The sequence below is a fragment of the Agromyces aureus genome (assembly GCF_001660485.1).
Taxonomy (GTDB): Bacteria; Actinomycetota; Actinomycetes; order Actinomycetales; family Microbacteriaceae; genus Agromyces; species Agromyces aureus.
This window is the reverse complement of record NZ_CP013979.1, coordinates 3691942-3712731: the sequence shown is the minus strand read 5'-3', so window position 1 is coordinate 3712731 and position 20790 is coordinate 3691942. Positions and strand designations below refer to the sequence as shown.

The following is a 20790-nucleotide window of genomic DNA, read 5'->3' as shown; positions in this document are numbered from 1 at the left end:
GGGGCGGGTTTCGAGACAGCGCTGGCGCGCCTCCTCAACCGGCGGGCATCCCGGGCCTCGACGCCGGCGCCGTGTCGCTCTCGCTCATCTCGCACACCAACGCGGGCAAGACGACGCTCGCGCGCACGCTGCTCGGACGCGACGTCGGCGAGGTGCGCGACGCCCCGCACGTCACCGCCGAGGCGACGCCGTTCCCGCTCGTGCAGACCTCCGACGGCGACCTGCTGACGCTGTGGGACACCCCGGGCTTCGGCGACAGCGTGCGCCTCGCGCGTCGGCTGCGGCAGGACCGCAACCCCATCGGCTGGTTCCTGACGCAGGTGTGGGACCGCTACCAGGATCGCGCGCTGTGGCTCAGCCAGCTCGCCGTGCGCAACGTCGCCGAGCAGGCCGACGTCGTGCTCTACCTCGTGAACGCCGCCGAGGCGCCCGCCGACGCCGGCTACCTCGCCCCCGAGCTCGAGGTGCTCGAGTGGATCGGCAAGCCCGTGCTCGTGCTGCTCAACCAGACCGGTCCACCGCGCGAGCGGGCTGCTGAAGAAGCGGATGCCGCGCGCTGGCGTGCCGCGCTCGGCCCCACCACGAACGTGCGCGACGTGCTCGCCTTCGACGCGTTCGCGCGCTGCTGGGTGCAGGAGTTCACGTTGTTCGCCGCGATCGAACCGCTGGTTCCGGATGCCTCGGGGCGGGCCTTCTCGCGGCTGTCGGCCGCGTGGCGCGACCTCCGCATGGGCGAGTTCGACGCGTCGATGGCTGCGCTCGCCGGGCCGATCGCCCGCGCCGCCGCCGACCGGGTCACGCTGCCGGCCGAACCGCTCACGAACCGGGTCACCGGATCGTTCGGGCTGCCGAACGCGGCACGCACGAAGGCGCGATCGGTTGCCACCGACGAGATGGCTGCCCGACTGCAGGCCGACCTGCGGCGGGGCATGGAACGGCTCATCGCGATCCACCGGCTCGAGGGGCGGGCCGCCGACGAGGTGCTGGAGCGCGTGGCCGACGGCGTGCACCTCGACGCGCCGCTCGACGGCACCCGCACCGCCGCGCTGGGCGGCGTCGTCTCTGGCGCGCTCACGGGACTCGGCGCCGACCTTCTGGCCGGCGGGCTCACGTTCGGCGCGGGCATGGTCGCCGGCGCGATCATCGGGGCGCTCGGCGGCGCGGGCGTCGCACAGGGCGTCAACGTCGTGCGCGGTCGCACCGAGTCGAGCCTGCGCTGGGAGGAGGCGTTCCTCGACGGGCTCGTGACCTCGGCGCTGCTGCGCTACCTGGCGGTCGCGCACTACGGCCGCGGGCGCGGCGCCTGGCGCGAGGGCGAGTACCCGGCGCACTGGCGGCCGATGGTGGTCGACGCGGTCGTGGCGGAGCAGGATCGGCTCGCCGCGATCTGGGCGTGGCGAGGAGACGGCGAGGAGCGCGTGCAGCGGCTGGAGCGGGAGCTGGAGGAACTGCTGCGGGAGATGGCGCTCGGGCTGCTCGACGAGCTCTACCCGGGGGCGCTCGACGTCGACGGTGCCTGAAGGGCGGCAAGCGCGGCTCGGGTGGTCACGTCGGACGGGCTCATCCGCTGGACTCGTGGGCTCATGCTGTGACGGACGCGATCAGGCGCTTGAGGTCGGAGCCGACGACGGTCTTCGCCTCGGCTCGCCAGGACTCGATGAGTGGATCGTCATGCTCCGCCAGGTCGCGCAGCTCCGCGCGGCTGAGGTCGATGATCTCCGCTCGGTTGCCGGTGGCGTTCGACACCCGTTCGCCGATCGAGGCGAGCACGGTCGCGCGATCGCTCGGCTCGATCTCGTCACCCCAGACCACGACGATGTCGACATCACTCGCGCGCCCGGCGTGCCCGCGTGATGTCGAGCCGAAGAGCGACACGCTGGCGGCGTCTCCGACGATCTCGGCCGCTGACGCCCTGATGATCTGCTCGATGCGGGAGGGGGCTGCGAACATGCGCTGCACCGGATCCCACAGCACGTGGTCGCGGTTGACCGTGTAGAGCCTCGCGGCTCCGGCCTCACGGGCTTCGACGAGGCCGATTTCCTCGAGCTCGGCGAGGATGCGCTGGCTCGTCGAGGTCGGCACCCCGGCCAACTCAGCGACGCGGCGACCCGTGAGGCCACCGCTCACGTCGCCGAGCCGTTGGAGGATGCGAGCGGGGCCCGGCCCGAGGAGGTCGGCCGCCGGATGCGAAAGGTCCATGTCCCAATTTTAGTACATATGACCCAAATTTGGGACGGTGGCCCCTGATTTTATCCGCCACTTGACTCCCCGATCCCCGCGGGCGAGGATTGACACGATTCAAGGGAAATCGCTTTCCCAACCTGGGAAACGATGGATCACGCGCGGCGACACGGACGCTGCGGCCCAGCACCAGTACTCGATCGAAGGAGATCCTGTGGGTCCGAACGTACGCCGCGGCCGATCACGGCCGCTCATCGCACTGCTGACCGGAACGGCCCTCGCCGCCGGAGCAGCCCTCACCGCCGTGGCGCCGGCATCCGCTGCCGAAGCTGCCGAAGCTGCCGAAGCCGGCAACATCGACCTCGCCTTCGACTTCGGCGGCCCGTCCACCCCGGTCGCCGTCGGCTGGCTCGGCGTGAACCCCGGCACCGCCTACGACGCCACGAGGGGCTACGGCTTCACGACCGCGCCGCCCACCGCGGGCTTCAGAGACCGCGGCGGCGACGACCTCATGGCGCGCGACTTCACCATCGCTAACAACCAGGCGTTCGCGGTCGACGTGCCGAACGGCGCCTACGAGGTCACGACCTTCGCGGGCGACCTCATCGCCAGCAACGGCACGAACTTCGACATCGAGGGCACCGCCTACTCGGGTCCGCGCACGACCACGGGCAACGTGCACGAGGCGTACTTCCCGGCGATCCAGGTCGCCGACGGGCAGCTGAACATCCGCGTCACGGGCGGCGACGGCCGCCTCAACGGCATCAAGGTGCAGACCCCGCTCGCGTCGCCCACGGGCCTCGCGGTCACGGATGTCGCCGCCGACGGAGACCTCGCCGTCACGCTCGGCTGGCAACCGGTGGCGGATGCCACGGGCTACGCGGTCTTCCGCTCGGCACCCGGTGGCGAGCTCGTCGCCATCGGTCAGGTGACGGATGCCGCAACCACGAGCTTCGACGACACCGACGTGGAGCTCGGCGAGAGCTACGACTACGCCATCGCCACGGTGAAGGGCGACCGGGTTTCACGGCAGAGCGGCCGGCTCGCGGCATCCGTCGTCGACCCTGACGTCGCGGCACCCGCAACACCGACCGGGCTCGCGACCTCCGCCATCGAGCGCAACAGCGTGACGATCGGATGGGGCGACGCCGACGACGTGATCCAGTGGAAGGTGTTCCGCTCCACGCGCGCCGACATCGCGTTCGAGCAGGTGGCCACGGTCACCGAGCCCACGTTCACCGACACCGACGTGCTCACCACGCGCCCCTACCTGTACCAGGTCGTCGCGCAGAACGCGGGCGGGGCGTCCGCGGCATCCGAGACCTTCGCCACGGATGTCGCGACGACCCTCGTGCGCCAGGCCGAGTACCTCGACCGGGCGCCCGTCGCCGTGGCCCGCACCGAAGCGGACGGCGGCGGCGTGTACGTCGGCTGGCGCCTGCTCGGACTCGACGCGCGCGACCTCGGGTTCAACGTGTACCGCGATGGCGCGCTCGTGAACGACGAGCCGATCACGGGCGCGACGAACCTCGTCGACCCCGACGGTACGGCCGAGTCGACGTACCTCGTGACGGCGCTGGTGCCGAGCGCCGACGGCGCTACCCGCGAGGTCACCGTCGCCGACGACTTCGGCGTGTGGGATGACCAGTACCTCGACATCCCGCTCGACAAGCCGGCCGACGACGTGCTGCCCGACGGCAAGACCGTCACCTACGCACCCGGCGACGGCACGGTCGGCGACCTCGACGGCGACGGCGAGTACGAACTCGTGTTCCTCTGGAACCCGTCGATCTCGAAGGACAACTCGCAGTCGGGCTACACCGGCAAGGTCTACGCCGAGGCCGTGAAGTTCGACGGCACGAGCCTGTGGCGCATCGACATGGGCGTGAACATCCGCGCCGGCGCGCACTACACGCAGCTCGAGGTCTTCGACTTCGACGGCGACGGGCGCTCCGAGGTCGCGTTCAAGACGGCGGATGGCACGGTCGACGGCGTCGGAACCGTCATCGGCGATGCGGCAGCCGACTACCGCAACGCGAGCGGCTACATCCTGAGCGGCCCCGAGTACCTCACGGTCTTCGACGGCGCAACGGGTGCCGCCATCGACACCGTCGACTACAACCCGGGCCGCGGCAACGTGAGCTCCTGGGGCGACGCCTACGGCAACCGCGTCGACCGGTTCCTCGCGGGCGTGGCCTACCTCGACGGCGAGCACCCCTCGCTCATCACGAGCCGTGGCTACTACACGCGCACCGTGATCGTGGCGTGGGACCTCGTCGACGGCGAGCTCGTCGAGCGCTGGACCTTCGACTCGAACGAGGCCGGGTCGGCCTACACCGGGCAGGGCAACCACCAGTTCGTGCCCGCCGACGTCGACCGCGACGGACTCGACGAGATCGTGTTCGGCGCCATGACCATCGACGACGACGGCACGCCGCTCTACAACACGCGCCTCTTCCACGGCGACGCGCTGCACGTGGGCGACTTCGACACCGACCGCGCGGGCCTCGAGGTCTATGGCGTGCACGAGGATGTCTCGGGCAACGGCGGCATCGGCGCGAGCTTCCGCGACGCCGAGACCGGCGAGGTGCTCTGGACCACGAAGGCGACGAAGGACACCGGTCGTGGCGTCGCCGCCGACATCGACCCGAGTCACCCCGGTGCCGAGGCATGGAACATCGGCGGGGATGCCGCGTGGAACTCGCCCGTCGGCACACTCAAATCCGCCGACGGCGAGGTGCTGTCGACCGACATCCCGGCGGCGAACTTCGTCACCTGGTGGGACGGCGACCTCACCCGCGAGATCACCGACCACGACTACGACACCGTCAGCGCCACGGGCGTGCCGACGATCTCGAAGTGGGATCCGGCGGCACAGAAGCAGGTGCTGCTGAAGCGCCTCGACGGCACGCTCACGAACAACACGACCAAGGGCAACCCGGTCGTGCAGGCCGACCTGTTCGGCGACTGGCGCGAAGAGCTCGCGGTTCGGCTCGACGACGGCAGCGGCATCCGCATCTCCACGACGACGGATGTCACGGACGCGCGCATCCCGACCCTGATGCACGACTCGCAGTACCGCGTCGGCGTCGCCGGGCAGAACTCGGCGTACAACCAGCCGCCGAACCCGTCGTTCTTCATCGGGGCCGACATGGCGGAGCCGCCCGCGGCGTCGATCGCCTACGTCGGGGCTCCGGCCGCCGACGAGACGGCGCCGGTCATCGCCGGCCTGCCCTCGGGCACGGTCGTCGACGACGAGCCGCTGCAGCTCGCGATCACCGCGGACGACGCCGAGAGCGGCATCCGTTCACTGGTCGTGACCGTGGGTGGCGAGACGGTCGAAGCGGATGCCGCGGTCGACCTCGCGGCCCTCGGGCTCGCGGGTGACGTCGAGGTGCTCGTGACCGCGACGAACCACGCCGGGCTCGTTTCGACGGCGTCGTCGACGCTGCTCGTGGTGCCGGCGACCGGGGCGAAGTCCGCGCCGGGCAAGGGCACGCTCTCGAACACGAGCGGATGGCTGAACGGCCTGCACAACGGCGACTACGACGTGGTCATGAACCTCTGGTACGGCACGCCGGGCAGCATCTTCCGCCTCTACGAGAACGGGGCGCTGGTGGCGACGAAGGTGCTCGGTTCGACCGGCGGTCTCTCGCAGACGACCGGCGTCACGTTCACGGGCAAGCCCAATGGCACGTACGTCTACACGGGCGAGCTCATCAACGCGTTCGGAACGACGGCGACGACCTCGACGACCGTGAAGGTCACGCAGGCCGCGCCCGCGGTGCCGGTCGTCTCGCACGACAACTGGGATCGCGATGGAGCCTTCACCGCGACCGCCAACCTCTGGTGGGGCACGAACGCGACGTCGTACCGGTTCGAGCTCGACGGGGTGCCGGTCACGGCTGCCGGCGGATCGGGCTCGCTCGTCGCGGCGACGCCCGGCGCCCAGGTCGCCAAGGTGAAGCTGACGGATGTCGCGCCGGGCACGCACTCGCTCGTCGTCGTGTTCGCCAACGCCAACGGCGAGACCGCGTCGAAGCCGGTGCAGGTGACGGTGAAGTAGCGGAGTTCGCGGGGCGAGGGGTCGGGAGCGGATGCTTCCGGCCCCTTCGCCGTGCGCGGGCCGCTCGCGACTTCCGCCGTGCGATCTCGTTTCGCAACCCCCTGCGGTCGCACCCCGCTCGAACTAGCCTGAACGCATCGACCGAGGAGGACGACATGAGCGATACCACCGGACGCGACGACCAGGACCTGCCCGACGACCGGGACTTCGCCGACGATGCGAACGAGCAGCGGCGCCTGCGCGCGGAGCACGCCCGTGAGCTCGGCGTCGATCCGTTCTTCGAGGGGGCGAACATCACCGAGAGCGACGGACCCGACCTCGAGTCCGGCGACGATCTCGACACCGGCGGAGGGCACCGCACCCCGCGGGAGTGAATCGCGCCGCGCCGGCGCGGCCGTGCACGGAATGCCGGCCGACGTCATCACCGGACGTCAGGCGGCGGGCGGCTCCTGGAAGGCCCGGACCTCGATGCGGCCCTGCAGCGCCAGCGCGGCCCGCGTCGTCCATTCGACGGCCGCGGCCTCGTCGGCCGCCTCGATGATCCAGAAGCCGCCGACGTACTGCGGCGCCTCGACGAAGGGCTCGTCGAGCACGCGGGGCTCGCCCGACGTCGGGTCGACGGTCTTGGCGGTCGACGGCGGGTAGAGGCCGCCGGCGAACACGAACGCGCCCGCCTCCTTGAGCGCGGTGTTGAACTCGTCGACCGCGGCGATCACGGCGGCGAGCTCGGCCGGGTCGGCCTCCTGCATCGAGGCCATGGTCGGCTCGTCGGCGGAGTCGTGCGGAACGGTGAGGAAGTACTGCGTCATGATCGAACCTTTCGTCGTCGGGGGCTGTTGGGAGCCCCTCTTACTCATGCATCGAACGGGAACCGGCCGGATCGACACGAGCCCGTGATCCGTGTTCGCGTGTTCGCGTGTTCGACCGGGCGTACTCAGTGGCCGAGCACCCCCTCGGGGTCTCGCACGACCACCTTCTCGCCACCGCCGTCGGCCCGGCCTCGTGCACGCTCACGAGCGCGACGCCGAGCGGATCGGGATCCAGCGGGCCAGCTCGGGGACGTACGACGCCACCTCCCCGGAGGTCTTCGAGCGCACCTCGTCGAGCACGGACTCGAGGGCGGAACGGACCGGATCGCGAACCTCGGTGGCGGCCATGCGGCGCAGCCTACGCCCGGCCGTGAGCGCCACTCCAGCACCCCGCGCCGCGCTCAGCCGTCGGTCGTCAGCGCGTACTCCCCGTCGGCGCAGGCGGTGAGGCGCCATCCGCCGGGCTGCTCCTCGACCTCGAGGCGGGTGAGCCCGCTCGCGTCGATCGTCGGCTCGGCCGCGCCCGGCACCCAGACCATAAGCCCGCACGTCGGCTCGTCGACGACGCCGGTGAGCGACATCCGCTCGCCGTCATCGCCCGCGGTGCCGGCGGTGAGGCTCGTGAGCATGCCGGGTGCGGCCTGCGGGTAGGCGCGACTCAGGATGCCGAGCAGCTGCTCGGGGCGGGAGGCGTCCTCGCCGGTCGCGCAGTCCTCGGGAACGAGCGCGTTGCCGAACTCGCCGATGCCGTTCTGCGGGTCGCCGCACGACTGCTTCCACACCCAGTAGGCGCTGGCTTGCATGCGCCGGTCCTCCTCGGCGGCGTACCGCTCGAGGCGCTCGATGCGGGAGTCCATGTCGCCCCAGTAGCCGTACTCGCCCGACCACATCGGCATGCCGTGCTCGTCAGCCACACGCTGCGCGAGTTCGAACTGGCGCTCGGTGCTCACGATCGTCGGAATGCCGAGGGAGCGGTCCATCGTGATCGACTCGGCATAGAGGTGCGGCGAGAAGACGACGTTCGGGTCATCGGTGAAGCCGAGCGAGGGTCCGCTGTCGATGCCGAGGCCCGACCACAGGATGCTCGGCTCGACGAACACGATCTGCGGGGCGCCCGCCTCGCGGATCGCGTCGATCGCGGCATCCGAGAACTCGCCGAGTTTCAGCGACGTCGTCACGGGCGCCGTCTCGCCGAAGCCGGGCTCGTTGAGCAGGTCGAAGCCGGCGACCGCCGGCTCGTCGCGGAACTCGCCCGCGAGCTCGCCCCAGGTGCGCACGAGCGCCCGCTGCACGCCGTCGGTGTCGAAGTAGAAGTGCTCGAACGCGCGGTCGCCGGCCGGGGAGATGTCGCGGCCGGTGAACGAGCAGCGCGGCGCTCCGTCGAAGTGGGTGGCCCATTCGGGCGCGCCGTCGTAGCCCCACATCGGATCGGTGCCGGGGCGGCACTCGGCGCCCTCGGCGGTCGGTGCGTTCGACCAGCCGTCCTGGTGCATGTCGAGCACCGTGCGGATGCCGTGCGCCTTCGCCCAGCCGACCGCCTCCTTGACCGTGGCGAGGTACTCGGCGTCGAGCTCGCCGCGCTCGGGCTCGAGCGCCGACCACGACAGGTTCAGGCGCACGACGTTGAACCCGTACGTCGCCATGTCGGCGAAGTCGGCCTCGGTGAGCGGGCGAGTCGCCGGCACCTCGGAGCGGGGCTGGTAGAAGTCGACGAGCTGGTTCACGTTGACGCCGCGCAGGAGCACCTGGCGGCCCTCGCCGTCGGCGATGCGCCCGGCTTCCACGCGCAGCACGTCGACCGGCACGGATGCCGCGGCGCGATCGGTCGCGCTCGCGCCTGCCGGTGCCGGGGTGAGGAGCGCGGCGGTCAGGGCGGTCGCGGCGATCACGGCCACGGCGACGCCGGCGGCGGCCGCGACCTTCGCGGGCGTCGCGGTTGCCGCGGACGCTTCGGCTGCGTCGGGCGTTCCCGCCGCGGCATCCGTCGCCCTGCGCCGCGCCTGGAGTCGGTCGGCGACGATCACGACGAGTCCGACGATCCAGCCGGTGCACGCGCCGAAGGCGAGCCCGTCGGCCACATGGATGTACGCCGCCAGCAGCGGCCAGAGGTCGCCTCGGAACCCGTCGTCGACGACGAGCCCGACGAGCGCCTGCACGAGACCGAACAGCCCGCCCGCGACGAGCGCGGCGAGCCAGCCGCCGAGGAATCCGGGCACGCGGCGGCGCATCCAGCGGAGGCCGAGCCATGCGGCTCCGACGAGCAGCGCGATGCCGAGGAGCATGAGCACCGGCCCGTCGTCGGGCCTCGGCGACGGGATGAGGGGTGCGTACGCCGCACCCGTCCACCAGGTGCCGGCGAGCAGCGGTGCGACGGCGCCGAACGCGATCGCGCCGGGCCAGACCGAGCCGCGCTCGTGCAGGCTGAGGTCGCGCGGGCCGCCCGCGAACCGCACGACGGCCGCCACGATGAGCGCCGACGGCACGGCCTTGGCCGTGATGAAGCCGCCGGCCCACGCCGCGAGCGCGAGGTCGCCGGTCATCGCGAAGCACGTCGCCGCCTGCGCGAGCAGGGCCGCGAGCACGGTTCCCGCGGTCATGGTCCAGAAGCGTTCGCCGGCGCGGGCGGCTGCCCACCAGACGACGGCCAGCATGACCGGCACGAACACGAGGTAGCGCGTGAGCGGCCAGCCGAGCTCGACCTGCGGGGTGCCGCCGGGCCAGCCGACGAGCACGAGAAGTCCCGTCGGATCGATCACCGCTTGGAGGAGCAGGAGAGCGGATGTCGCGGCGACAGCGACGATCGGACGGCGGACCTGACGCATGACACTCCATCGTGACGGGGGTTCGGGTCAGATCAGCATCGGGACTGCGCCCGCTCCGGTCAAGGCCAAAGTGGGACAAGTGACCCAGTTGTGACCTTCGGGGAGGGTTGCCCGCGGCATCCGCTCGGCGACAGCATGGTCGGCATGACCGCCAGCGAGAAGATCACGCCGAAGCAGTTCCATGACGCAGACGGGGTCGATGACTGGCGGGTGCTCTACTGGGGCGCGCACGCGTTCTTCCGGGCGGACTCGTTCGCGCAGGGTGCGTCGTTCGTCGCGGGCATCGCCGAGCTCGTCGCCGACACGCGGCACGACCCCGATGTCGATCTGCGGCGCGAGGGCGTGGCGGTGAAGCTCATCACGCGCGACATCCGCGAGCTGAGCGTGCACGATGTCGAGCTCGCGCGTGCGATCTCGGCGCTCGCGTCGCGACTCGGACTGCGTGCGGATGCCTCGCAGTTGCAGGTCGTGCAGGTGGCCGTGGCGTCGGTGCCGTCTGCCGACGTGCTGCCGTTCTGGCAGGCGGCGCTCGGCTATGTGCGACCCGGTGAGCGGCACCTCGCGGACCCGCTGCGCCGCGGCTCGTCGGTGTTCCTGCAAGACGAGATGCCCGAGGATCGTCCCCGCCGGGGCCGCATGCACGTCGACGTGGCGGTGCCGCACGACCAGGTGCACGCGCGCATCGCCGCGATGCTCGCCGCCGGGGGCCGCATGGCGGATGACTCGGAGGCGCCCGAGTGGTGGACGCTCGCCGATGCCGAGAATCACGGCGTCGACATCACGACCTGGTGGGGGCGCGAGTCGGTGCGGCTCGAAGAGGAGCGGGAGCCGTAGGGGGCTCGGCGGCCCGGCTTGAGCCGCCGCGGCCCGGCGCGCTGGCCCGGTTCAGCCCGCCGGGATCGAGGTCCTCGTCAGCCGCTCCGAGACCTCCCAGATGCGTCGCGCATCGTCGACGCTGCGGAGGCGCGAGTACATCCGCTGCTCGGCCGGGGCGCCGCCGAGGTGACCGAGGCCGCGCGGGCCGTAGAGCGCGCCCGGCTTCGCGGCCGGATCGGTCGCGGCCATGAGGGCGGGCTGCTTCGCGGACTCGACCGTTCCGAGCAGGATGCCCCGCTTGGAGAGCGCCGTGATGAGCCGACGGCCCGACACCTCCTCGTCGCGGCCGAGCTCGGGGCGGGCCGCGAGCAGGCTCGTCGGGGCGATGCCCGGGTGCGAGAGGTTGCTCGTGATGCCCCAGCCTTCCGCGGTGCTGCGGCGGTCGAGTTCGAGGCCGAACAGGCCGAACGCGATCTTCGACTGGCTGTAGGCCTTCATGCCGTCGTACGAGCGCTCCCAGTTCAGGTCGTCCCAGTTGATGGCGCCCTGGTTCGCGGCGATGCTGATCTGCGTGGTCACCCTGGCCCGACCCTCGATCAGCAGTGGCAGCAGCCCGGCCACGAGCGCGAAGTGTCCGAGGTGGTTCGAGCCGAACTGCAGCTCGAACCCGTCGGCGGTGGTCTGCCGTTCGGGCGGGGTCATCACCCCGGCGTTGTTGATCAGCAGGTGGATCGGCGCGCCCTCGCCCCGCAGGGTCTCGGCGAGGGCCTCCACCGACGCGAGCGAGGCCAGGTCGAGATCGCGCAGCGAGACATCCGCCCCCGCGTTCGACTGCCGGATGCTCGCGATCGCGCGCTCGCCCTTGGCACGGTTGCGCACCGGCATGATCACCTCGGCGCCGGCCGCTGCGAGGCGTGCCGCGATGCCGAGGCCCATGCCGTCGCTGGCGCCTGTGACGACGGCGCGCCGGCCGGTGAGGTCGGGGATGGTGAGGTCGGGGGTCTTGCGTGGCATGTGCTGCTCCTGATCGGGCGTCGGTGGTTGGTACGTGGATCGCGGATGTCTCACGCGGTCGTTCTCGCGGTGGTTCGCGTCGTGCTTCCACCCTCGTCGAGATCGCCCGCCGTATTCAGGGCCCGTCGATCCCCCGATACGCAGGGCGAGGGTGCGCCGGTATCGGGGGATCCGGAGTCCGTGGCTGCGTGGCGGCGCGCGGGGTAGAAAGGAAGCGGCAGCAACGAGGGGGACGCATGGAGATCGACCGAGCAGGGCTGGCGGAGTTCCTGCGCCATCGCCGCGAGTCCCTGCAGCCAGAGGACGTCGGGCTCCCGCGCGGGCAGCGACGACGTACGAGCGGACTCCGTCGCGAGGAGGTCGCGGCGCTCTGCCACATGTCGACCGACTACTACTCGCGCATCGAGCGGGAGCGCGGGCCGCAGCCGTCGGAGCAGATGATCGCCGCGATCGCGCAGGGCCTGCACCTCTCGCTCGACGAGCGCGACCACGTCTTCCGGCTCGCCGGCCACACCCCGCCCATCCGCGGCGCGTCAGGCGACTACGTCAGCCCGGGCATGCTGCGCATCTTCGACCGCCTGCAGGACACGCCCGCCGAGATCGTCACCGAGCTCGGCGAGAGCCTGCGCCAGACGCCGCTTGCGGTCGCGCTCACGGGCGACCTCACCGCGTACACCGGCCCGGCCCGCAGCATCGGCTACCGCTGGTTCACCGACCCCGCCGCGCGCGAGCTCTACGCCCCCGAGGACCACGCGTTCCTCACGAGGCTGTGGGTGTCGGGGCTGCGCGAGGTCGCGACCCTGCGTGGGCCCGGCTCGAAGGCGGCCCACCTCGCCGAGTCGCTCCTCGCGCAGAGCGAGGAGTTCCGGCAGGCCTGGAACCTGCACGAGGTCGGCATCCGCCCCCGTGAGACCAAGCACTTCAGGCACCCCGAACTCGGCGACCTCGAACTGAGTTGCCAGACCCTGCTCGACCCGGCGCAGTCGCATTCGCTGCTCGTCTACACGGCGGTGCCCGGCAGCGAGAGCGCGGAGAAGCTGGCGTTGCTCTCGGTGCTCGGCGCGCAGGTGCTGCGCTGAGACGAGGGGCGGATGCCGCGGCGCGGCCCTCGGCCCGGAGCACGCCGTCACGGCGTGCTCCCCGGCGAACTCACCCGGCGGGCTCGCCGCGTCGGTGATCGCCGCGCGGCCGGGGTATCGTCGTGTGGCCGTATACCTCGAAGGAGCCCGATCCATGCCCGAACTCATCCTCTCCGGCGCCGAGCAGCAGACCGTGCCGGTCGTGATCTCGATCGCGCAGGGTCTCGGGTACGAGGCGACGCAGCCGACGGCGCACAGCATCAAGCTCGAGCGCGGCAACCTCTCCAAGACGATGCTGCTCGGCGCGATGGCGGGCAAGAACTTCCACATCTCGTTCACGTTCGACATCGCGGTCGACGAGCAGGGAAACACCTGGCTGCGCTTCGACCAGGACGGCGCGCTCGGCGCGGTCAAGGGCGGTGCGATCGGCTACGCGAAGAGCAAGAACGCCTACGCCGAGTTCATCGACGCCATGCGCCGCGAGACCGCGCAGCGCGGCCTCCTGCTCGGCGAGCGGTAGCCGCCGCCGGCCCGGCCCGGCGCCGGCCTGCTGGCCCGCGGCCCTTGGCCTGCCACCTGCCGGTCGAGTAGCGCCCGACGAAGGAGGCCGCGTATCGAGACCTCCCGCTCGGGTGATCGCGTGCTCGATTCAGTGCCGGAGTGCCGGAGTGCCGGAGTGCCGGAGTACCGGAGTACCGGAGTACCGGAGTACCGAGGCTCGGCCCGTGACCTCGCCCCGCAGAACGAGTTGCAGGGTTACAGAGTAGTGCGCGTCAGCAGCCCGGATCACCCGGAGCCGCGACGCAGTCACCGCGGGTGAGCACGGTGTCGAGTTCGCCGACGACCACGGTTCGGGGCTCGCTCGCGACGCTGAGCGTGCCGGCGATGGGGAGCCAGCCCGAGCCGGCGAAGCGGTACTCCGCCGCGAGTGCGACCTCGAGCGTCACGGTGTACTCGCCCGACGCGGCGTAGACGTGGCTCGTGTCGGTCGCGCTGAACTCGCGCTTGCCGAGCGCGGACCACGTGGCACCGGGGGTGCTGCTCGTGGTCGAGCCGCCGTCGCTGTGCGTCCAGCGATAGCCGACGGGCGTGAAGCGGACGTCGGCCGGCTGACCGAGCAGCGTCCCCGCCACGACCTGAGCGGATGCCGCAGCCACGAAGTTCGCCGGAAGCCCGACCACGGCCCATCCGCCGGGTTCCATGCCGTTGCCGGGCGCCGCCGGACGGAACGAGGCGATGTCCCGGAGCGACACGATGGTCGGCGCTGCCCCGGGTGCCGGATCCACGGGAGGCCCCGGAGGCACGAGGACGTCGACGCACTCGATGTGCCCGGCCTGGCACACCTCGGTCCACGGATCGGGGACGCGTTTGGGTCCTCCTGACCCATCGGTTGAGTCCGTGAGATCATCCGATTGCGAATCGGAAGATCCATTTTCGGGCGCGGACGAGTGCTCGGTTGTCCAAACGTGTGCTGTGCCCTCACCGACAGCACCGCCTGAGCCGGATTCGCACTTCCCGGCGATGATCAACGAGATCGGACAAGCAATAGCGGCGGTTGGAACTGCTACGAGCGCCGCCGTAATGAAGATGGCGGCGCCGGTAGCTAACAGAAATCGGCCCCGGACCATACATCACTTCCGGCGACTAGCAAAGCGCCATTGTCCGTTGCCTGAAACGAGATTTCGAGTGGAACGACGGCCGGTCTATCGGCCGACGTGATGTCGACACCATCGGCATCGAGTACCTTGCTCGTGCCAACTCCGACGCATCCATAGATTCGAACTGTGGTTTCTGACCGCTCCATCAATCGCGTTGCGTCGAGTGTTCCGCGTCCGACTACTCGGTACTGCTGCTCGGCGAGGCTTTTGTAGTTGGGAATCTCTTGGTTCGCGTAGTCCTCGGTTGCTACCTCGAATATGCGGTCAGCATCAGCGCCACCGTCTTCCCCCACTTGTTGCGTGACGTCTAGGTAGCGGTCGTACGACGCAACCGCCGCTGCGAGCGCCTCCTCGTCGGACGCGAAGATCGGCGCGGCCTCGGTCGGGGAGGGGGTCGCCGACGGGGTCGGGTCGGCGTCAGCGCCGCATCCGCTCAGGGTGAATGCGAGGGCCGCGGCGGTGGCGACGAGCGCGAGGTGACGCGCACGGGGGATGGGCATGCAGACCACCATAAAGGGGCTGCTCGACTTGCCCGCGCGCTTGTCCACATGCAAGTCCGACTGCTCCTCCACAGTGCGGCGCCTCGGCGATCCGCTGGTGGTTCGCCCGTCGCGCCTGAAGAAGGTCGCACCGCGCCGCATACGTTCGGCCCATGCATCGTGTATCCCAGATTTCCGGCCCTACGCTGCGCGTCAGCGCGATAGCGGCTGCCGCGGCCGCCGCTCTGCTCGCCGTGGTCCTCGTCGGATGCGCGCCGACTCCCGGCCCTGATCCCGCCGCACAGTCGAGACCCGTCGTCGATGGGTTTGATGACTACGACGATGGGCTCGACGTCACGACTGGAGACGACGCCGACATCGAGCTGACCGACGGCTACTTCGCCGACGACGAGGATGCGCTCGCCGTTGCGGTGGCGACGCTCGAGGCCCACCTCGACGAGCAGACCTCCGCGCCGAGAAAAGGCGACGTGAGCGGTCGACATCTGCACAGCATCCCGGTGCCCCCGATGGGACTGGACATCCAGCAGCTCCTCGCCGCGGAAGTGTTCAGTACTTCGGCGGTCGAGACTCGGGTCGATGTCGAGAACGCGTTCATCGTCCGGCGCACGGAGGATGCCCACGGCGCCATCGTGGACTTCGCGTTCTGCCGCGTCGAGACGGCGACCGAGTCTCCGGTCGTGCCGGTGCGGCGCGAGTTCGCCGTTTCAGCCGCGTCGACCGCGGAGGATCCGCGGCACCTTCAGGTGACCGCGATCCTGAACTGGGTCGGCGAGCCGTTCTGCTGAGGCGCGGACGCCCAGGAATGTGCGGGCGTGGCATGAGGTCCGTTTTCCGCTGCGCGGAACGGCCAGCTCGCGCCGCGGAGGCGAGATCATGGAGACATGACCAGGCGACATGCGACGCTGCCGACCGAGCTCGGCGACCTGCTGGTCGTCGTCGAGCAAATGGCCGACGGCGCGGCGCTCGCGGGCGTGACGTTCCCGGGGCACTGGCATCCGCTCGCGGCCGACATGCTCGGCGACGAGGTCGACGCGGCGACCGACCCGGTGGTCGTCGCGTTCGGCGCGCAGCTCGCCGAGTACCTCACGGGGGAACGCACGAGCTTCGACCTACCGCTGGCGCCGAGCGGCGACGAGTTCCAGCACGCCGTCTGGACGATGCTGCGCGAGATCCCCTACGGCGAGACGGTCACGTACGGAGAGCTCGCCACGCGGCTCGGCGACCGCAACCTCGCGCGGCGCGTCGGCAACGCCGTCGGCCGCAACCCGATCAGCATCGTCGTGCCGTGCCACCGCGTGGTCGGCGCAGGCGGCTCGCTCACGGGCTACGCGGGCGGGCTCGAGCGCAAGCGGTTCCTGCTCGAGCTCGAGGGCGCACCGGTCGTCGCGCAGTCCCGGTTGTTCTGACAGCTTGACGCGGGTTCGGTCTGACGCGAGTTCGGTCTGCTGCGCAGATCGGCGGGGCGGATGCCGCGGCATCCGTCGCTCGAAATGCGATGACACGCATCGGGACCCCGTCGAGAGCTCCGATACGTGTCATCCCGCGTCGAGCGGCACGAACCGTCGAGCGGCGCGAACCGTCGAGCGAGCCGACCTACGCGCTCGGCTCGTCTCGGACGATCGTCTCGTCGTCGGGCAGTTCGTCGTTCGGCAGCCCCTCATCGACGGTCTGAACCTCGGCGGGCACCTCGACGTAGCCCGGCGCGCCATCGGGCTGGCGCCGGTCGGCGGGCTTCGGGCGTGCGGGCTGCTCCTCGACCGCCTGGGCGTGCTCGGCGGCCTCCGCAGCCTCGTCGCCCGGCGCGTTCGCGCGATCGGCGGTCATTCCTCGACGCCCGGGTCTCCGGCGCGGAGGCCGCCCTCGGTCGACTCCGACATCGGCTCGGCGTTGCCGGGCGCTCCAGGTCCGTCATGGTCGCGGCGGTCGCCGCCCGCCGTGCCCTCGGCGTGCTCCGCGTCCTCGCGGCCGGTCCCGCCGAGGTCGCTCTCGGTGTACTCGCCTTCGACGTCGTCGGTGCTCGGACGGCTGCCGCCGCCGAAGTCCGTCTCGGTGTACTCGCCGTCGCCGTCGGGCGCGTCGGCGTCGGGGAAGAAGGGCTTGGTGTTCTGGGGATCCGTCATGGTCGCTCCGTCCGTTCGCCGCGCCGACCGACGCAGGACCTCCACTCTCACCCCGGGCCCGGTCGGTGGCGAGGGGCTTGACAGTGAGGTGCGAACGACGGAGGCCGCGGCATCCGCTCGGCAGGCAGGTAGGCAGGCAGGCAGGCTTGACGCAGACCGGCCCGCCGGACCGGCGCCGGGCGGTCGTGCGGGCGAGCCGTTCGGCCCGAACGCTCAGTCGGCGGAGTCGCCCTTCGCGTGGTGCCCGAAGTCGGTGTCGGTGAACTCGCCCTCGCCCCCGGTGGGCGGCGCCGCGCCGTCGCCGAAGTCGGTCTCGGTGTACTCGCCCTCGCCGACGTTCGGCTTCTCGTCGCCGTCACGGAAGTCCGTCTCGGTGTAGTCGCCGGGAACGCCGACGTTCGGCTTCTCGTCGCCGTCGCGGAAGTCCGTCTCGGTGTAGTCGCCGCGATCGCCGGCGGGGGTGTTCTCGGGGTTGGTCATCATCGCTCCATCCGTCGCCGCGCGATCCAGCGCGTGACCCCACTCTTCCGCTCAGGCGAGCCATCGGCAAGGGGCTGGCCGAGGCCGGCGGATGTCGCGGGGCGGGTCTCGAGACGGCGCTGGCGCGCGCCTCCTCGACCGGCGGATGCGGCGGCGGGGGCGGCAGATGCGGCGGCGGGCGGGCGAACGTGACGGCGCATGACCGCCGGTGACATCGCGCGTCGCGCTCCATTCGGCGCTGGAGAACGTGCGGCCGAAGATGGGGCATGCCATTCCGACCAGCGCACGACGAGCCGGGCTTCGCCGCTTCCCACCACGGCTCCGCCGCGCACGAGTTCGCCGCGTACGACGACGGCGTCGACGCGCAGGAGCCGGGCTTCGCCACCCAGCAGGTGCACGCGGGCGAGCACGACGAGGCCGCGTTCGGGGCCCGCATCACGCCGATCTACCTGAGCGCGGGATTCCGCTTCGAGAACTTCGCCCAGGCGCGCGACCGGTTCGCGGGCGACGACCAGGGCTACGTCTACACGCGCGCCGGCAACCCCACGAACTCGGCCCTCGAGCGCAAGCTCGCCGAGCTCGAGCGCGGACGCGACGCGGTCGTCGTCGCCAGCGGTCAGGCGGCGCTCACGGTCGCGGTGCTCGCGATCGCCAAGGCCGGCGACCACATCCTCTCGGCGCAGAGCGTCTACTCGGGCACCCGCTCGCTCTTCACGCAGGGCTTCGGCCGGTTCGGCATCGAGGTCGAGTTCGTCGACGACGCCCGCGACCTCGACGAGTGGCGCCGCCGCATCCGCCCGAACACGCGCGTGCTCTACGCCGAGTCCATCGCGAACCCGACGAACGACGTCATCGACCTGGCGGGCGTCTCCGAGGTCGCGCAGGCCGCGGGCGTGCCGTTCATCGTCGACAACACGCTCGCCACGCCCTACCTCGTGCGCCCGATCGAGCACGGCGCCGACCTCGTCGTGCACTCCGCGAGCAAGTTCCTCTCGGGCCACGGCGCCGCGCTCGGCGGTGTCGTCGTCGACGCCGGAACCTTCGACTGGTCGGCCGCGCCCGGTGCGTTCCCGCACCTGACCGAGCCCGACACGGGCCTGCAGGGCGCGAGCTACCTCCAAGCCCACGGAGCCGGCGCGTACACGGCGTACCTCCGCGGGGTCACGGGCGCGCTCTTCGGTCCGGTGCTCTCCCCGTTCAACGCGTTCCTCATCCAGCAGGGCATCGAGACGCTGTCGCTCCGCGTCGGCCGCCAGTCCTCGAACGCCGCCGCGCTCGCCACCTGGCTCGAGGACCAGCCCGAGGTGCTCTCGGTCAACTACGCGGGCCTGCCCTCGAACCCGTCGCACGACCTCGCCGAGCGGTACCTGCCGCGCGGTCAGGGCGCCGTGCTCTCGTTCGTGCTCGACGGCGGCGAGGCCGCGGCCGAGCCCTTCTACGACGCCGTCGAGCTGTTCAGCCGCATGAGCCACATCGGCGACACGCGCTCGCTGATCCTGCATCCGGCGACGACCACGCACGCCCACCTCGACGCCGAGACCCGCACCCGCGGGCGCATCTCGGGCGGCCTGCTGCGCCTCTCGGTCGGACTCGAGGAGCCCGAAGACCTGTTGCGCGACCTCGAGCGGGGCCTCGCCGCCGTGCGGGCGGCATCCGCTCGGCGCGCGCCCGCGGCATCCGACCTCGTGCTGATCGACACCACGGTCGCGACCTCGGTCGCCGTGCCGGGCACGATCACGACGACGGATGCCGCGGCATCCGTGCTCGAAGGGAGCACCCGATGACCCGACTGCAGCACTTCGGCTGGTTCTTCTCGCGCGGCTTCGGACCGCAGGGCTGGGGCCACGAGTACCACCGGTGGAACTATCGCTGGACCGAGCCGAAGCTCTACCAGCAGTCGGTGCGCGAACTCGAACAGGCCGGCCTCGACCTCGTCATCATCGAAGACGGTCCGTCGATCGGCACGCCCGATACCATCGAGCTGCGCGTGCGCAAGGCGTACGGCGGGCCCAAGCACGACCCCGTCGCCCTCACGCCGTACCTGCTCGGTGCGACCGAGCACATCGGCATCGCGCCCACGGTCAACGCGGGCATCTGGCCGCCCTACCTCGCGGCGCGCCAGTTCGCGTCGCTGCATCACCTGAGCGGGCACCGCGTGGGCATCAACGTGGTGACGGATGTCTCGAGCACCCGTCACAACGGCCTGCCGCCCGTGACGCACGACCAGGCCTACGACCGCGCGAGCGAATGGCTCACCGCGGTGCGCGGCCTCTGGCATAGCTGGGACGACGGCGCGCTCATCGAGGACACCGAGACGTGGCGGTTCGCCGACGGCTCGAAGATCCGCGAGAACCGGTTCACGGGGGAGTACTTCGACGTGCCGGGGCCGCTCAACGCGATCCCGTTCACCGACGGCGACCCGGCGATCGTCTCGCCCGGCGGCTCGCCGAAGGGACTCGCGTTCGCCGGCACGCACTCCGACGTGCAGCTCGCCTACGCGCCGCTCGACCTCGACGTCGTGCGCGCCTACCGGCAGAAGATCATCGACGCGTCGCTCGCGCACGGCCGCGCCGCGAACGCCGTCAAGACGCTGTTCGTGTTCAAGCCCGAGATCGTCTCGAGCCAAGACGAGGTCGACCGGGTCGTCGCCGCCTCGCTCGACCCGAGCGACGAGGTGCTCGCCGCCATTCTCGAGGGGCAGTCCAGCGACCTCGAGACCGACCTCACCGGGCTGCCGCTCGACCGGCCGCTCGACCCGTCGATCTTCGGCGAGCACGTGTCGCAGGGCACCATCAAGGGGCTGCTCGGCAAGACGGCGCCGTCGTTCGCGGATGCCACGCTGCGCGAACTGCTCGTGGCCAAGGCCCGCAAGGGTCGCATCAGCGACCACGCCGGGTTCGTCGGCACCGCCGAGCAGGTCGCCGACTTCATCGAGGAGTTCGGCGAGGAGGCCGACAACGACGGCTTCATCTTCTCGGGCGACCTGCACCCCGTCACCGTGCACAAGTACCTCGACGAGCTCGTGCCGATCCTGCGCCGCCGCGGCGTGCTGCGCGACTCGTTCGGCGACGGCGGCATCCAGGGCAACCTGCGCGACTTCTAGGGCGGTGGTCGGTCGCGCCCGTCCGCCGGTCGAGGAGCGAAGCGTCTCGAGACCAGCGTTTCGGGCCGGTGCGCTGGTCTCGAGACGGCGCTGGCGTGCCTCCTCGACCGGCGTGCAGGGCACTCGTGACGAAATGTTGCAG

20 protein-coding genes are annotated in these 20790 nt (G+C 71.2%); 10 read left to right on the top strand and 10 right to left on the bottom strand.

Annotated elements, in window-relative coordinates; genetic code table 11:
- Positions 1 to 71 precede the first annotated feature (71 nt).
- Positions 72 to 1520: a DUF3482 domain-containing protein gene (locus tag ATC03_RS16630; RefSeq protein ID WP_198168721.1), complete on the top strand. Its 1449-nt coding sequence runs from the start codon at positions 72 to 74 to the stop codon at positions 1518 to 1520.
- Between the two features lie 61 nt (positions 1521 to 1581).
- Here ATC03_RS16630 and ATC03_RS16625 read toward each other — a convergent pair whose 3' ends face one another.
- The gene (locus tag ATC03_RS16625; RefSeq protein ID WP_067879538.1) at positions 1582 to 2199 is read right to left on the bottom strand and encodes a nucleotidyltransferase domain-containing protein; all 618 of its coding nucleotides are present in this window, start codon (positions 2197 to 2199) and stop codon (positions 1582 to 1584) included.
- A 196-nt stretch (positions 2200 to 2395) separates the two neighbouring features.
- Between ATC03_RS16625 and ATC03_RS21200 the strand changes: the two genes are divergently transcribed.
- Together ATC03_RS21200 and ATC03_RS16615 are read left to right on the top strand one after the other, a co-directional pair.
- A complete protein-coding gene (locus ATC03_RS21200; protein ID WP_067879535.1) occupies positions 2396 to 6247 on the top strand; it encodes a rhamnogalacturonan lyase family protein in 3852 nt (1283 codons plus the stop codon).
- Positions 6248 to 6402: 155 nt separating this feature from the next.
- Positions 6403 to 6621, top strand: coding sequence for a hypothetical protein (locus tag ATC03_RS16615; protein ID WP_067879532.1), 219 nt, complete (start codon positions 6403 to 6405; stop codon positions 6619 to 6621).
- A 57-nt stretch (positions 6622 to 6678) separates the two neighbouring features.
- Here the strand turns inward: ATC03_RS16615 and ATC03_RS16610 are convergent, their stop codons facing one another.
- The 3 genes from ATC03_RS16610 to ATC03_RS20025 all read right to left on the bottom strand — a co-directional run bounded on the left by ATC03_RS16610 (position 6679) and on the right by ATC03_RS20025 (position 9878).
- Complete coding sequence (locus ATC03_RS16610; protein ID WP_067879529.1) at positions 6679 to 7056, bottom strand: YciI family protein; 378 nt, start codon at positions 7054 to 7056, stop codon at positions 6679 to 6681.
- A 201-nt stretch (positions 7057 to 7257) separates the two neighbouring features.
- Complete coding sequence (locus tag ATC03_RS20640) at positions 7258 to 7404, bottom strand: hypothetical protein (protein WP_156997168.1); 147 nt, start codon at positions 7402 to 7404, stop codon at positions 7258 to 7260.
- Positions 7405 to 7457: 53 nt separating this feature from the next.
- Positions 7458 to 9878 carry a glycoside hydrolase family 5 protein gene (locus ATC03_RS20025; protein ID WP_084003573.1) on the bottom strand — a complete coding sequence of 807 codons (2421 nt, stop codon included), beginning with the start codon at positions 9876 to 9878 and terminating at the stop codon, positions 7458 to 7460.
- A gap of 144 nt (positions 9879 to 10022) precedes the next feature.
- On the opposite strand from ATC03_RS20025, the gene ATC03_RS16600 reads away from it, so the two are divergent.
- Complete coding sequence (locus ATC03_RS16600) at positions 10023 to 10712, top strand: VOC family protein (protein ID WP_084003763.1); 690 nt, start codon at positions 10023 to 10025, stop codon at positions 10710 to 10712.
- A 51-nt stretch (positions 10713 to 10763) separates the two neighbouring features.
- On the opposite strand, the gene ATC03_RS16595 is transcribed toward ATC03_RS16600, so the two are convergent.
- Positions 10764 to 11708, bottom strand: a complete 945-nt coding sequence (locus ATC03_RS16595; protein WP_067879524.1) for an SDR family oxidoreductase — start codon at positions 11706 to 11708, stop codon at positions 10764 to 10766.
- Between the two features lie 236 nt (positions 11709 to 11944).
- Here ATC03_RS16595 and ATC03_RS16590 point away from each other — a divergent pair, with 236 nt between their 5' ends.
- Both ATC03_RS16590 and ATC03_RS16585 read left to right on the top strand, forming a co-directional pair.
- On the top strand, positions 11945 to 12787 hold the full coding sequence (locus ATC03_RS16590; RefSeq protein WP_067879521.1) for a helix-turn-helix transcriptional regulator: 843 nt from the start codon (positions 11945 to 11947) through the stop codon (positions 12785 to 12787).
- A 154-nt stretch (positions 12788 to 12941) separates the two neighbouring features.
- Positions 12942 to 13307 carry a hypothetical protein gene (locus ATC03_RS16585; protein WP_067879519.1) on the top strand — a complete coding sequence of 122 codons (366 nt, stop codon included), beginning with the start codon at positions 12942 to 12944 and terminating at the stop codon, positions 13305 to 13307.
- A gap of 253 nt (positions 13308 to 13560) precedes the next feature.
- Here ATC03_RS16585 and ATC03_RS16580 read toward each other — a convergent pair whose 3' ends face one another.
- Positions 13561 to 14073 (bottom strand): PKD domain-containing protein, encoded by a 513-nt coding sequence (locus ATC03_RS16580; protein WP_067879516.1) that lies wholly within the window; start codon positions 14071 to 14073, stop codon positions 13561 to 13563.
- Positions 14074 to 14390: 317 nt separating this feature from the next.
- A complete protein-coding gene (locus tag ATC03_RS16575) occupies positions 14391 to 15017 on the bottom strand; it encodes a hypothetical protein (protein ID WP_152030992.1) in 627 nt (208 codons plus the stop codon).
- An 80-nt stretch (positions 15018 to 15097) separates the two neighbouring features.
- Between ATC03_RS16575 and ATC03_RS16570 the strand changes: the two genes are divergently transcribed.
- Entirely contained in the window at positions 15098 to 15730 is a 633-nt protein-coding gene (locus tag ATC03_RS16570; RefSeq protein ID WP_152030991.1) for a hypothetical protein, read from the top strand.
- 96 nt (positions 15731 to 15826) lie between these two features.
- Positions 15827 to 16351 (top strand): methylated-DNA--[protein]-cysteine S-methyltransferase, encoded by a 525-nt coding sequence (locus ATC03_RS16565; protein ID WP_067879508.1) that lies wholly within the window; start codon positions 15827 to 15829, stop codon positions 16349 to 16351.
- 187 nt (positions 16352 to 16538) lie between these two features.
- On the opposite strand, the gene ATC03_RS16560 is transcribed toward ATC03_RS16565, so the two are convergent.
- The 3 genes from ATC03_RS16560 to ATC03_RS16550 form a co-directional block, all read right to left on the bottom strand.
- Entirely contained in the window at positions 16539 to 16769 is a 231-nt protein-coding gene (locus ATC03_RS16560; protein ID WP_067879505.1) for a hypothetical protein, read from the bottom strand.
- The gene (locus tag ATC03_RS16555) at positions 16766 to 17065 is read right to left on the bottom strand and encodes a hypothetical protein (RefSeq protein WP_067879502.1); all 300 of its coding nucleotides are present in this window, start codon (positions 17063 to 17065) and stop codon (positions 16766 to 16768) included. Before ATC03_RS16555 ends, ATC03_RS16560 begins: the two co-directional genes overlap by 4 nt.
- 213 nt (positions 17066 to 17278) lie before the next feature.
- Positions 17279 to 17548, bottom strand: a complete 270-nt coding sequence (locus ATC03_RS16550; RefSeq protein ID WP_067879499.1) for a hypothetical protein — start codon at positions 17546 to 17548, stop codon at positions 17279 to 17281.
- Positions 17549 to 17811: 263 nt separating this feature from the next.
- On the opposite strand from ATC03_RS16550, the gene ATC03_RS16545 reads away from it, so the two are divergent.
- Complete coding sequence (locus ATC03_RS16545; RefSeq protein WP_067879496.1) at positions 17812 to 19329, top strand: O-acetylhomoserine aminocarboxypropyltransferase/cysteine synthase family protein; 1518 nt, start codon at positions 17812 to 17814, stop codon at positions 19327 to 19329.
- Positions 19326 to 20648: an LLM class flavin-dependent oxidoreductase gene (locus ATC03_RS16540; protein ID WP_067879495.1), complete on the top strand. Its 1323-nt coding sequence runs from the start codon at positions 19326 to 19328 to the stop codon at positions 20646 to 20648. Before ATC03_RS16545 ends, ATC03_RS16540 begins: the two co-directional genes overlap by 4 nt.
- Positions 20649 to 20790: the final 142 nt, after the last annotated feature.